The 14,666-nt window shown below is 39.1% G+C and carries 9 protein-coding genes; 3 read left to right on the plus strand and 6 right to left on the minus strand.

Translation table 11 applies throughout. From position 1 onward, the window contains the following. Positions 1-921, plus strand: coding sequence for a septal ring lytic transglycosylase RlpA family protein (locus H6G08_RS01455; protein ID WP_242046040.1), 921 nt, complete (start codon positions 1-3; stop codon positions 919-921). On the opposite strand, the gene H6G08_RS01460 is transcribed toward H6G08_RS01455, so the two are convergent. Further along, positions 905-1,084, minus strand: a complete 180-nt coding sequence (locus H6G08_RS01460) for a hypothetical protein (protein ID WP_190538524.1) — start codon at positions 1,082-1,084, stop codon at positions 905-907. The genes H6G08_RS01455 and H6G08_RS01460 overlap by 17 nt on opposite strands. A gap of 324 nt (positions 1,085-1,408) precedes the next feature. Between H6G08_RS01460 and nagZ the strand changes: the two genes are divergently transcribed. Both nagZ and H6G08_RS01470 read left to right on the plus strand, forming a co-directional pair. Next, the gene (gene nagZ / locus H6G08_RS01465; protein ID WP_190538525.1) at positions 1,409-2,506 is read left to right on the plus strand and encodes a beta-N-acetylhexosaminidase; all 1,098 of its coding nucleotides are present in this window, start codon (positions 1,409-1,411) and stop codon (positions 2,504-2,506) included. A 244-nt stretch (positions 2,507-2,750) separates the two neighbouring features. Then, positions 2,751-4,148 (plus strand): hypothetical protein, encoded by a 1,398-nt coding sequence (locus H6G08_RS01470; protein WP_190538526.1) that lies wholly within the window; start codon positions 2,751-2,753, stop codon positions 4,146-4,148. A gap of 453 nt (positions 4,149-4,601) precedes the next feature. Here H6G08_RS01470 and H6G08_RS01475 read toward each other — a convergent pair whose 3' ends face one another. From H6G08_RS01475 to H6G08_RS01495, 5 genes are all read right to left on the minus strand, one after another. Further along, a complete protein-coding gene (locus H6G08_RS01475; RefSeq protein ID WP_190538527.1) occupies positions 4,602-5,408 on the minus strand; it encodes a class I SAM-dependent methyltransferase in 807 nt (268 codons plus the stop codon). Between the two features lie 752 nt (positions 5,409-6,160). Next, on the minus strand, positions 6,161-8,074 hold the full coding sequence (locus H6G08_RS01480) for a PKD domain-containing protein (protein ID WP_190538528.1): 1,914 nt from the start codon (positions 8,072-8,074) through the stop codon (positions 6,161-6,163). Between the two features lie 1,079 nt (positions 8,075-9,153). Further along, positions 9,154-11,034 carry a PKD domain-containing protein gene (locus H6G08_RS01485; RefSeq protein WP_190538529.1) on the minus strand — a complete coding sequence of 627 codons (1,881 nt, stop codon included), beginning with the start codon at positions 11,032-11,034 and terminating at the stop codon, positions 9,154-9,156. A 1,268-nt stretch (positions 11,035-12,302) separates the two neighbouring features. Then, on the minus strand, positions 12,303-13,079 hold the full coding sequence (locus H6G08_RS01490; RefSeq protein ID WP_190538530.1) for an AAA family ATPase: 777 nt from the start codon (positions 13,077-13,079) through the stop codon (positions 12,303-12,305). Further along, on the minus strand, positions 13,064-14,581 hold the full coding sequence (locus H6G08_RS01495) for a nucleoside/nucleotide kinase family protein (protein ID WP_190538531.1): 1,518 nt from the start codon (positions 14,579-14,581) through the stop codon (positions 13,064-13,066). The genes H6G08_RS01490 and H6G08_RS01495 overlap by 16 nt, the downstream gene beginning before the upstream one ends. Positions 14,582-14,666: the final 85 nt, after the last annotated feature.

The raw sequence follows: 14,666 nt of genomic DNA on the forward strand, positions 1-14,666 counted from the left end.
TTGGTAGCTAAACAATCTGGTATTGGTGCTGCTAGTCTTTCTCTTTCGGGAAGCATCATTAACGCGAATCCAGAACAGCGAGATTTATTCCCCCATAAATTTTTGCGATCGCTCCAAGATTTCTTTCGCTTTGCACATCCTGTAGAACAGAATTTCATGTCTGCATCCCTACCAGTCTTGATTGTGCAGCGACAGCCAAATAACTATGAAGTTTGGCTAAATCAGCATCTCGTGGCGACTTTACCCACGGAACCCGCAGCTAAATCTCTGCAAAAACGATTGACAAAGCTAGCTAAATCAACAAATTTTGATGCTAATCAACTCAGACCTGCTTTAGTTGATGGATTACCTGCTTTAATGGCAGGTAATCGCTTTTTATGGCGGATTGAAAACTCAATTGCTCGTCAATTCCAACAGAATGCAGATTTATTAGCAATTGAATGGATTAACAATCTGCGTTCTGCTTTCAAAGCCTCTACACTGACACTGGTGGAGGGACAAAAACAAATGTATGGTGTCACGCCAACTTCCACCAAACTATCTGGTTTGGCTTCTTGGTATGGCGGCTATTTTCATGGACGTTTAACAGCCAATGGCGAGATATATAACAAAAATGAATTGACTGTAGCTCACAAATCCCTGCCTTTTAATACTTATTTGCAGGTAACAAATTTACAAAATAACCAATCAGTAATTGTGCGCGTCAACGATCGCGGCCCCTATATCCCACCCAGAAGCCTAGATTTATCACAAGCTGCTGCCCGTTGTCTCGGTAGTGAAATGGCTGGAGTAGTACCATATAAAGCTGTAATTTTGCAAAACAGCGAACCGAAAATTACTTTAAAACCTTCCACCTTAACCACCTTCAACAGCATGAAACCCAAGCCTGTCAAACAACTGGCTTTTATTCCAGAGTTTTGAGCCAACTGTTGATTGTTGACGGTTGACGGTTGACTGTTGACTGTTGACTGTTGACTGTTGACTGTTGACTGTTGACTGTTGACTGTTGACTGTTGACTGTTGACTGTTGACTGAGAAAATTTTTTCTCCCTTGTCTCCCTTCCCTTGTCTCCTTCCCTTTCATACATGGCAATGCAAATTTCTTCGTCAAGACTGCCTTTTGAACAATCCTCATAACTGATGACTGATTGCATAAATAGCTACTAGCAATTACCATACATTTGATATAAGAACATACAGCAGATTTGCAGTTGATCAACTACGCAATTTAAGTTGCAAACCTAAGTCAAATACCAAATACCCATGTCAAATTCGGCAACAGATTCACAGCTAAAAACCTAGATTCTGTCCGAATTTCTGCATTTAGAACCAAGAAAAACTGTATCGCCTGTTTAACTGATGAATTCTGCTGTAATGTTGTTAATTTCACAACCACAGGTAAAACATTATGTCAGTAGCGCAGCATCTCCAAAAATTTGGAAATCATTTAATTCTCGGCATTTCTGGAACTCAATTAAGCGACGAAGACAAACGCGCACTCAGTGAATTGCAACCTGTTGGCGTAATATTTTTTGCTAAAAATTTCTTAGATGATGCTACCTATGAAATTTGGTTGCAAACTTTTAGGGAATTGATCGATCAGATTCGCGAATACGCTGAACGCGATTCGATGTTTTTTAGCTTAGATCATGAAGGTGGTCGAGTTGTGCGTACACCTGTACCAATTACGCGCTTTCCTTATGCATTGTCATTGCAATCGCGATCGCGTCAAGTAGCTCAAGCCACAGCTGTAGAACTACAATCTTTAGGGATAAATCTCTCTTGGGCACCGGTTGCAGATATTTATTCTCATCCCGAAAATCCCGTGATTGGTTCTCGCGCTTTTGGCACAACAGCAGAAACGGCTGCTAAATGGGCGCGAGAATATTATTTAGGGCTGCAAGAGTCAGGAATTCTCGCCTGTGCAAAACATTTTCCCGGTCATGGTGATACTAGTCAAGACTCCCATTTAGAACTTCCCATACTGGATCTTACCAAGGAAGATCTGCGCGATCGCGAATTAATACCTTTCAACGCTCTGATCGCTGAACAGATTCCCTTGATTATGACTGCTCATATTCTGTTTCCCAAAATCGATCCTGATGTTCCCGCTACTCTTTCCCGAACTATTCTCACCAACATTCTCCGGGAAGAATTAGGTTTTTCTGGGGTAATTGTCTCCGATGACTTAGATATGAAAGCCATTGCTGACCGATTTACCACAAAAGGTACCATAGCACAAGCAATTAATGCTGGTTGCGATTTGTTCATTATTTCTCGTAACATAAATTCATCTTCCTTAGAACGCACCTATCATATCGCCCAAGATTTTGGTGATTCTTTAGCTAACGGTAGCTTAAATGACTCAGTTGTCGCAGCAGCGCAACAGCGGATCGAAAAGCTGTTGGCTGTAACTCCGCAATACATTGTGCGCACTCTCGATCAAGAGACACTCACACAACATGCAGAATTAGCAATCGCCTCCTCCTACCAAGAGATTGGGTGACGAATTATAGCGGTTTTAGATCGCAAAGTGTGTGTTGATTTTGCAAAAAATTTGACTAATTGATGAATTTAATGTTATCAATAACTTCAAATACCAAACGCCATTACGTAGTAATACTGGGTGCCTTCGATATGGCTACAAATCACACAGGGAAGCAATAAAATCGACCTGTAGCCATTTTTTGGAGTAGTGGTACAAGTATTTTCCTTATTTTCGGCTAGTCAATTTAGTTGAGTGCGATTTCATGAAAAAATATTTTGCACTGATGAGTCCCATCAGTACTTTCTCGCGCAATTTGCGACGACAGTTTGGTACAGCTGGACTGATGTTTGTGTTCTCTATTGTCGGTTTCTTGTTGGCGTTACTTTTGACTCAATTCCTCTTGAAATTTTCTGGTGGTTGCTTTTTGGGAAGCTGTCATAGTGCAGCCGAAGCACAATCCACTGCGCCAACGCAGATTATGTATATTTCACCCACAGGTGCTGGTAGCCGTAATGGTAGCAGCGCCAGCAATGCAGGATTACTCAAAGATTTACCGACATTTATCACCAAAGTAGGGCCAGGCGGTGAAATCAGACTGCTCAATGGCACCTACAACCAGCCCAAAAGCATGACAATTGCTAGCGGCGGCGCACCCGGAAAACCTGTAACCATCAGAGGTACAGATGCATCGGGACAAGAAACAACTATGCCTGTAATTATGGGTAGTCGCACCAGTCCTTATCAACCACCTTCAATAGGAAAAAGCGGAGACAACCTGTTTAAACTGCTTCCCGGCGCTAGTTACCTGACTTTCCGTAACATTCATTGCATGAATATCGGTAATGGTTGCTTTGTATTTGCTGGTAGCAAAGGTAACGTAACTATCGAAAAAACCAAAGCTACTAACGTGCAAAGATTTGTTGAACATAAGCCAGAATCAACCAGTGCATCCAGTGCTTGGGAAGTAGCCAACGTTGTGATTAGAAATTCTGAAATTCAAGGCTTTTCTAAAGGTGCTATCCGTTTCGGTAAACCAGATGAAAAAGCCAACAACTCACCTGATGCTCATGACATTCTCATTCAAGAAGTCTTTGCAGATTCTCAACGCCAAGATGGTGATAACTTCTGTATGGGTGTCCACCTGCAAGGCGATGTGCATCACGTTAAGCTAATCAAAACCACCATGAATAACTGTCATCAAACTCGTAAACCCAGTGATTACTGGAATGGAGATGGCTTTGTTGCTGAAGAACATGTCTCAGATATTTACTTTGAAGATACTAGTGCTTCTGGCCATACTGATGCAGGTTATGATATTAAAGCCAGCAACTCTGTGTTAGTGCGCACACAAGCAGCAGACAACAAGCGTAACTACAGATTTTGGTCAACAGCAAATGTGCAAGATTGTGTAGGTATAGAACCTCGTTGTCGTGGTGGTAGAAGTTGTCAAGCTCAAGTTTACGTCACAGAAAAAGCTGATGCTAAACTTAACCGTTGCACATTTAAATCAACTAATCCTACAACCGATGTATTCCAATCTCAAGAAAGTGGCAAAATCACAGTTCAAGGAGGAACTGTAGAACACCGAGGTATTTTACAAAAAGTTGAAGGATCTCCTAGCTTAATTCAATTGAACAGCGTTACTGTCAAGCTGATTTAAGCATCTTACTAACTAACATTTCATCAATTCCACAGGTGCATCTACCATTAAATGCATCTAACATTAAAAGAAATATAGTTATCAGATTTGTTGGCTGGTGATGAGGGTTGAAATTTAAACGCAAAGGTTTGGGAAGGTAAGCGCAGAGGTACGCAAAGAATGAGCTACGAATTTATGAAATGTTGTACTAAGTTCTGTATATGGTGAGAATCGTAATTTTGCAGAAATAGGTAAGACTGATGCAAAAACCCGTTTCAATTCTCTTACCTTTATGTCTTTTGTGTTTATCCGGTGGGATGCGCCCTGTTTATCTACCGAATCCTGGTATACATTGACCTATGAATAACTAATTAAATCAGGAAAACTTGGCACTTAATGCTATGAATTTAGACAAATTGGCTGGTAACTGTGCTTGATGTTTTCTGTCTGCTAATTTATTAGCACTGCCAAAAATTAAATTGCACTTACAGGTATTTTTTGACTTGCTAAATATGCTTTGCGTTCAGCTTCAATTTCATCAACAATCTTGGCGCAAGTAGCTAAATTGAAGCGACTAAAATCTGCATTACTTGGCTTAATACCAAAAATTGTCTTGCCAATTTTATGTGTAGGTTTAAACAGTCCCCATTCAATTATTTGATTCAGTAAGCGATAGGTAAGAATTAATTTTGCACCGCCTAGAGGATGACGCTCGCTAATAGGTTGATAATTGGCTTCGTTAGCATAGTCATCGATAATAATTAACCCACCTTCGCACAGCAGAGGCCAAAATAAGAAAAAGTCTCGATCAATGCGTCCATCTGCATCGTGAACAAAGGCTGCTAATTGAGGAGTTTGAATCAAAGAAATGGCTTCATTACCATTGTCAAATGTGAGTTCTTTGGGAAACAAACGTATTTGCTCGCTCACGCCAAATTTGCTAAAATGACTGTTAATTAGTTGCAAATTTTCAGCGTATCCGCCCACATCTACACGGGTACCGCCTTCGCATTTTTCCACTACAATTAATTTAGATTGTTTTTGCCGATCTTTCAATGCCCAAGCGAGTGCAACGCTTCCTGTACCTGTGGCTCCGCCAACTTCGATAATATCAAGGTCGGGTAACTGGGAACAAAGATCGTACATTTTTCGATAAACAATAGGCAGTAACATGCCATTTGTTTCTTCTCGTAATTTATAAAATCTAGAATTTGTAAATTGCTCGTAAGAAAGCACCAGGCTTTTGACAGACTGCTTGAGACTACTTTTTATCTGTAGCATATTTTACCTAATGTATAGATGTTCATACCTTCCAAACTTTAACACCGTACTTTTAGAAAAAACATGTAATTTTAATAAACTATTGAGATAAATAAAAAATTTTCTTAAAGATGATTGAATAGTATATATCTATACTGTTTTCAAAGAATTTATTTTAAATAAAACAAAGCTTTCACAGTCAGGAAATTGCGACACCAGTATCTGAAAATTACGGTTTTTGCAGAGAAACGTGTGTTTTTTACATTAAACAAATATTCAAATATATGTTGCTCTCAAAAAAATTAAAAAAGTATATATTTTAAATATTGGAAAAAATTTCCCTAAGATATGAGGTAAACATATCTTAAATTAAAAAAATATTTGTATTTGAAAAATATTCAACGCAAATTTAATATAACTGTATATTTTAAATATTGAGAAAAGCGAAACTTGCCATTTTCACAGTTTATTCAAAACCAATAAATTTAAATAAAATCAATAGTGATAGAAGCTCTATTTTTTCCATAATTATCACTTCAAACTATATCTATTTGCAGTATTGGGTATTCAGTTACTTAATGCTTGATTAATTTATGATAGCAGAAATTTGGCTGGTAAATTACTAGATTTTAGCCTCAATTGCAGTCTCGATATTTTTTCTTACTTATCCAACAGTTAAAGCACAAAACTAAACTAATTAGATAAGGAATTCTACATTTTGAATTCTTTTAAGGCTGGGTAGATGCAAATAAAATATTTTTTTGATTGAGTTACTAAACTGAAGGTGGAGCAATACTAATACCCTCAACATTAACCCCCGCAGGTAGTCCATTAACTAATCCATCCCAGAATGATGTGAAAGTACCAACCGTATTAGCACCAAGAGATGTGGGGGTAAATTGAACGATGCTATTACCAGTGCCGCTAATAGTAGTACCATTCAGGCCAGGAACGCTATAAGCTCCTTCAATAGTCAAGAAAATATTGTTATTAGCGTCGAACCAAACACCATTCACATCTTCTGTAGATTCAGTTAAATTTACATCAGATCCATCAAAGACCATTTCCCAAGTACCAGTGGTAGTAGCTCCTAAACTCGTAGCATTGAATCTAATTAGGTCTTCATCGGCTACTGTTTCGGTAATTCCGGCGATCTTAGCAGAACCTCTCATACTAACGATCAAATTACCATTTTTATCAAGGGCGATCGCGTCCAACTCATGAGAGTCAGTTTCAAATCCAACATCAGAACCATCAAAATACATTTCAAATTTCCCACTGGTAAAGTCACCTGTGGTAGTAGGCGTAAACTTAATTACATCCGAATCATCTACTGCAATCTCACCAGGTAAGACAGTCGGGTTATTCACAGTAAATAAAATCGAGCCATCTTTATTGATGTGAAAATCGCGTAAGTTGATGTTTGTATTGCCAGCACCTAAAACATCAGAGCCATCAAAATACATATACCACTTATTGTTAGAGGTATCGTATGCCAAGATGTCCTGCCGATTAAAAGCTACACCACCAACAGTACCGCTACCAGCAAGCTTGAGAAAGAGGGTGGATTGGGGATTTAAGACTTGGATATTTGTGCGACTACTTCCAGTTAATTGGCTATCACTCGCAGTTAACTCTAGGGTGTACGCTCCCGGAGCCGTAAAGGTTACAGCAGTCTCTGTGTTAGAGACATTGGTAAAATTAACACTGCCAGATCCGCTAATTACATTCCATTGACTAGTTACAGTTCTTCCCAACGGTAAACTGTCATCAACCACAGAACCTCTGAGGTTTGTGCCGTACAAAACTACTTGATTTTGTCCTGCATCTACTGCTGGTGCTTGGTTAGGAACATCTCTACCTAAAGCAAATTCGTAGAATCGTCCGTCATTTTCGTTGGGATCGACATCATTATCAACGCCGCGATCGACAATATATAGACTGAGTTTCGTTGGATCTGTACTGCTCGGCGCAATGGTAATACCTGCTGGCTTATCTGGGAAAGCAGCAGAAATATCATATTGGCGAATAAATTCACCTTTAGTAGTCAATTCAAATAATGCAGGGGTAGCTGGCGAAGTTTTGGATAGGTATCCCACCATGAATAAGTTACCACTACTAGGATCGATCGCAATCCCTTCTGGATCGTGAAGTCCAATTCTTTCAGTATCGAAAGTATTGAGTAAAGTCCCATTGGTAGTGACTTCATAAACTTGGGAACCAAATCCATCAACGACAAACAAAGTATTTGTCTTCGCTGAATATGCTATATCTTCTGGATCGTGGTCGTCACTATTATCTGTTGCAGTACCCCAAGATGCAGTACTAAAAGAGGTAACTCTATCATCTGCAGTGTTATAGTTACCATCTGCGCCAGGATCTATTTGATAAACTAGACGCTTATTATCATCTGTAATATAGAGGAAGCGATTTGCTGGATTGTAGGCGATCCCTGTTGGCTCGTTGGAATAAGTGATAGTTGAGAAGCTCTGCTGATAAGTACCCGTTAGGCTGGATTGAAAGATGTTCCTACCGGTGAAGTAGGTAGGCATTTCATCTACTTCACCATCCACCATCAACAATGAACCCAAATGGCTAATGTAAACAATCCCTGAGGGATCGGGACTAGGTGGCCCAAATTCAGAGGTTTTAACAATCCGGATGAGCGAAAGCTGAGAAGTTGTCATTATTCTTTAGTAGTTGAATCGTTGAAACTAGGTGTTTTTGCGGCTATGTTTTACGCAAAAAGTGTTAGTGTCCGGTAAAACAATTAAGTACACTAACTGAATTGTAAAACCTGATAAATCCTGATTCAGGAATTTCATAGATAATTCATCGTAATTTCATAAACCAAAGTCATGAAAAATAATGAATATATAAAATTGATGACAAGTTAGTAATTTTACGGATCTCTCTGTTCAAACTTGTCTGCTAAGGTTGACAATTATCTTTAAATTAATATTTAAATTCGTTATCAAAATGCGGATGCCATATATTGGCAAATTACAGCATAATTTGGCTCTATAGTCTATTTTTTAGAATGACTTAATTGCTTGTACAGACTACACATGAGCGTCATTACTTGAGGAAATTCTCTGCTTGTAGTTCATTAACATGAAATAGACTATTTTGAGAAAAATTAATTGTTATTAGTAAATTTATTCTATTTTATTTAGCCTAGTTAGTTTACAATAAATATCTTAATTCTCAATCAACCTATAGTCAGAAATCTGCCTTCATTTTTAATGATGTGTATAGAAGATTTATGCAACGCTTTTTCGTAAACTTCTAGAGATATGAAATATTTATTCAATCTAATTATGCAATCTAAAAATTCATAATGCAGTGATAAAAAAATTATGAATTCTTCACATATAGGACTTACGCAACTGCACATAATTTCATCTTGTAGGGTGGGCAATGCCTAACATATCCGGGTTTCGGTGGGCATTGCCCATCCTAGACTACTGACAATTTTTCACAAATCATTTAGGAGTACTATATATAGATGTTCAGAGGAGCTTGAGAGACTTTTGATTAGACAAACAAGCGATCGCTCTGGTGAATGTGGGAATTAAATTGTATCAATAAAGACTATTGGTCAGTCAAGGGTAATATTTTCTCGCTCAGAGTGAAATTAACGCTTTTTGCTAGGAATTTCTGATAAAACCCTTGAATAACCAAAAGTATCTCCGCAGAAAATCAACTACAACCCCAGTCAACAGTCAACAGTCAACAGACTTATATTCTGGGCTTGTGTGTGATTTTAAGCTACTTGAGTAAAACCATCTACGACAACACCAGCCAGCCCAATATCAGATCCATCCAAATATGAAGCATAGTTCCCGGCTGTAGTCGCACCGAGACTAGTAGGCGTGAAAGTCACAATATCCGCACCATTACCTGTAACACCAGGTACTTGGAATGCGCCCTTAGTAGTTAAATACAGCTTGTTATTGCTGTCAATCCAAACACCATTTATATCTTCGCTACTTTCTGTTAACCCAACATCAGAACCTTGGAAAAATAAAGTCCATGTCCCTGCTGTATTTACTCCTAAGCTAGTGGCATTAAAGGCAAGCAGGTCTTTATCATTACCTGTGATATTACCTGAAGCACTAGGAACATCATATTTACCCGTGGTACTGATAACTAACTTGCCATCTTTTGTAAAGGCAATGCCATCAATCGCCTCATCACTCTTAGTTAAGCCAACATCTGAGCCATCAAAGTATAAGGAGAAGCTACCGGCTGTGTTATTTCCTGTAGAAGTGGGAGTGAACTTGACAATATCTTGTTTCTCAACTCTACCTACACCATCAAGGGTGAGAGAACTGTTCAAACTAAACAAAATCGAGCCATCTTGATTGATGTGGAAATCGCGGATATTGCGACTGGATAAACCCACATCAGAGCCATCAAAATACATTGACCAACTACGATTAGACCGATCATAGGCCAAAATGTCTTCATCACTGTAAGCCACTCCGCCAACCGTACCGCTACCACTCAAGCTGAAAAATGAGGTTGTTTGTGGATTTAATACTAATACAGATACGCGATCGCTACTGGTTAATTTACTATCGCTGGCTTGTAGCTGTAGTACATAAGAGCCAGGAGCCGAGAAGGTAGCAGTGGTATCTTCTTTACCTGCATTAGCAAAAGACACATTACCAGGGCCGCTAACTTTACTCCAAGTAGTAGTTAAGGAACCAGGTGGATTAGGTAAGCCATCATCAATGACAGTACCATCCAAACTAGCCTGCTTAAAAATCACTAAATCTTCACCTGCATTTACAGATGGTGCTTGATTGGTAGGACTACCACCACCACCACCACCGGATGTCCCTAGAGCAAATTCGTAGATGCGACCGTCATTTTGTCGAGAATTTCCATCGTTATCAATACCGCGATCGACAATGTAGAGACTTTGCTTAGTGCGATCGTTACTAGTAGGTGCGATCGTGATCCCAGCAGGCTTGATGGCTTTGGCTGCTGAAATATCGTAAGTCCGAACTAGTTCACCCTTAGTTGTTAGTTCAAACACCCGGTTAGCTGGGAACCCAACCATAAACAAGTGACCGGTACCAGGATCGATAAAAATACCTTCTGGATCTTTCAGTCCCAATCTCTCAGTATCAAATTGACTAACTAAAGCGCCTTTCGTCGTTACTTCATAGACTTGCGCCTTCACCCCATCAACAATAAATAAATTACCTGTTATGGGTGAATAGGTGACATCCTCCGGATCGCCGCTACCAAAGGCGGTAGTATTAAATGAGGTAACTACATCATCTTTTGTGTTGTATCGTCCATCCCCTCCAGGATTGAGTTGGAAAATTTTCCGCTTGTCATCATCAGAGATATAAAGAAACCGATTGGCTGGGTTATAGGCTATCCCTGTCGGTTCATCAGAAAAGTCTTCGGTGGTGAAAGTATTCTGTAAGGAACCTGTAAGACTTACTTGAAACAGGTTTTTGCCTTTATATAATCTATCGTTCTCCTCGATTTCACCATCACCAACCACCAGTGCATCCAAATGCTGAAGATAAGCAAGACCTGAAGGGTCTGGACTAGCTGGTGAAAATTTAGAAGTTTCGGTTACTTTTACCAGTTTTAAAACCGATGGACTAGTTTGAGTTGCCATATATCTTATTTCCTAATTTTGGCGATTTCGATCTATTTTTTTAAGCTCAGTGGGATTTATGGTTATATATCGAGCCAAAACTCTTGTTTGCCGATATAACCAGTACAAATATTAGACCGACTGTATGGAACACTACATTAACTAAGAAGAAAATTTATGGATATTTCATCATAAATTTATAAAATTAGTTACTTTATATGCATATACAAAAAGCATAATTAGTACAGAAATTTCTGATAATTCCTGCACTTAGGAGTCGTGTAAAAATAAGTTGAACAATTTAATATTTGTAGTGCGAGCATCTTGCCCGCGCGAGCAAGATGCTCGCACTACTTATTTTTACTTGATGCCTTAATGAGTTAGGTAGCCAAGAAGAAAAAATTCTGCTTGACTAAGATTAATGAAAACAAAGATGGGTATTTTGCTGACAAAATGCTTGTAATCTAGATTTTTGGCTGACTCATACTTGAGACAACCAAATCTACAAATTTATCAACTTGTGTAAATAAAAAATTCCTATTTAATTTTTGCCACAACTGTAATTAAGGGAATATTATTTCAAGGCTTACCTAGTTACTAGAGTGACAGCAATCTGTGATCAGCCTAGATTTTATTGCCCAAACTATGAAATTATGCCCAAAATTAAATCTGAATTTCTATTTAATGTTATTTACTTTTAAGAAAGTAATATATATCAAAATGTTTCCCCTAAGTAAATAATTTAAAAATAGTAATCTTAATTTGTAATTATTAATAATGTACAGCATATTTCAGGTAAATGAGATACGCCCTTTGGGGCATGGCAGTGCCAGTGCCCCTACAATCAACGATAATCTTTACCTCAGCAACGGCCAATCTGCTGTACTTATAGCTTTTAAATAGTGTTTGCGGTACATCAATATATTATGGAGGGCATGGCAGTGCCCATTGGTGTCAACTACCGCAAGGAACTTCAGTTCCTTGCTAATAGCCAAAGTCATCTCAAGATGACTAAATGTCCTCACAATCTTGAGTCTACTTCAGTAGGGGCGGGTTCACAGATATGCTCCAATAATTCACGAATATCTCGCTTAATTCGCCCCTAATTGGGCTATTAGGAGTCGAGTAAAAATAAGTTGAACAATTTAATATTTGTAGTGCGGGCATCTTGCCCGCGCGAGCAAGATGCTCGCACTACTTATTTTTACTTGATGCCTTAGTCTTGGAATTAATTCCAAGGCGGGCGACAAAGCTAAGATAGAGGCTATTTTTGCTTAAGTTATCAGAAATCACAACCTCGCCGGTTCAGGATGCTTGATTAAGCTGTTATCGATCCAAGACACAATCTGTTGTGTTTTTTCATCTACTGACAGCGTACTATCAATTTCCAAAACGGGAATATCAAATGTTTGAGCGCAGTTGATAATGTCCTGAAGATAGGGAGCATATTGAGAAAGCAATAGCTGTGCTGCTTCTTGGGACATGAGGTCAAATCGGCTTTCTTCGGTGGGACGATTTTTAATTCTGTGAATTGCGGTTTCGATATTGATTTGGAAATCAACGATCGCAATTGATCTTTGGGAGAAAATTAGTGTTAATTCCTCTTTGATATCTGCTAGAGCCGGAGTAGTACCTGTAATACCAATTGACCAAATTTCTTGTAACAATCCCTGATCGAGTAGGAGCAGTTGCTCGTTGTGAGTTTGCGCGATCGCATCAATGCGTTTCAAATTTGCATAAGTTTTGATCGCTTTAGAAAAACTTAGCCAGTTAGTTGGTTTGACTTGCGTCGCTAGTGACAGAGATTTGCGCAAAATCTGCCATTGATTTTGGTTTTGGGGAATGAGTTTCCACAACCTTTGCCAAATTGGTTGTCGCTTCCAATTGCGGAGAATTTCGTCTCCAGCAGCTACAGATACGCCTTGCTGTTTCAATTGTGCAACTACTTGATGAAACACAGTAGTTTTACCTGCGCCGGGCAGTCCGATAAACTCTAAGACTATGGGAGTCTTAACTGCGCTCTGTGGTAGATGAGTTTTACTGAAATTACTTAAAGATGTTGCCATACGGACTGTTTTGCCTGTAATAAAACTTGCTCAAGCGGTTGTGTAGCATCGATGTTGACTACTGTGGTTTGCGGTGGAAACTTCAAGGACTTCACCGCATCCACTTTTTGTTTGACAATATCCGTAGGCGTATCTGATTTACGCGCTAAAGCAATCTCTGGGGTAACGTTCAACTTAATTACTAAATCTGGGAGTAAAGTATTCACCATTTGTTCGTAATTTTGTAACTCCCATTCTTGGAGAAAGCCGGGGTATGAGGATGACTTACCATTACCATTTGTGAGTAGGGGGCCATCATTAAAGCCGAGAATTTGAGTTTGGGGATAGCGATCGGAAACGACAATCATTCCCCGTTGTCTAGCTACGGAACAATGCTGCAGCTTTTGGTGTTTTTCATAAACCAGAGTAATCGCCCATAATGCTTTAGCAATTCTTTTTAAGGGAGATTTCGGCTGGGAAGTTCCCACCAAGTCAGAAGAACTTTGTCTTTGACGGGATTGATTTGGCGATCGCACCGGACGTAAAATTTTAGCGGCTCTACTGGCTAACACTAATGGTAGTCGGTACCAAGAGGCAGGGCCATCGCCACTTCCTAGATAAACTGGCTGGACATCAAGTTTATGAGAGAAACATTTTCTAATTTCTTTGGTGACAGTAGATTTACCAGAGCCATCTGCACCTAAAACCGCAATCATTAAACCACCAGTGGTGGGTGTTCTGTGGGCTGCGACTGGAGCTTGGAAAAACTTTCTCAAACTCTTGAAGAAGAGATACTGAATTTCTAGTTTCCAGCGCAAAACCTTAGAAACTAATGGGTGATAGCGCCGATTTTGCTTTAAAGCGACTTGAATCGCATTCCCGGATTTTAATAATTGCTTGAGGTTGGATTCGCTATCAATGACATCTAAAACTAACTTAGTCGCCTTGCTACCTAAAAGCTGCTCGCTTAGTTCTTGTACCTTTTGGCGATCGAGTCTTTCTTTGAGCCAGCGAAATTCCCGGATAAAATCGCCTTTAAAATAGTCTTTACCCAGGAGATTGTTGAGGCGATCGCGAGTTCTCACCTTCAGCGCTGCTCGTACCACCAATAAAATTGTTTCAATATTCGGCTCGGCAATATAAATCTGATATTCTTCGCTATAAATTCTTGTGGATAATAATAATTCTTCCCAAGGCAGACGGTAACCTTTAAGATATTTCTCTCCCAACTCTAAACGATAGTGAAGATGCAGGTGTACCAAGATTCCTGTCTCTTCATCCAGCGCTAAATAATCATCAATATCTCTATATCTCCGGCAAGGAATTGCCTCAAAATACTTGAAACCAACTTCATTTAATACTCTCTGTAAATTGTCTTTCTCGTTTTCATCTACTAAAACATCTAAATCTGTTTTACCTTCTACAGCTGCATCAACATGCTCGTTACTTTTCCAATGACAGTAGCGAATATTGTTTTGATCTAGGTAGTAGTTAAGCTTTTGAACAATCTGAAGTGCTGCCATTATTTCATCTGCTCCTTATTAAATTCCCCTGAATTTACTCTGTTTTGTATATGTGTTATTGCTTACCCGTGCAAGTCACCGTAAA

Source organism: Calothrix anomala FACHB-343 (assembly GCF_014696435.1).
GTDB lineage: Bacteria > Cyanobacteriota > Cyanobacteriia > Cyanobacteriales > Nostocaceae > Aulosira > Aulosira anomala_A.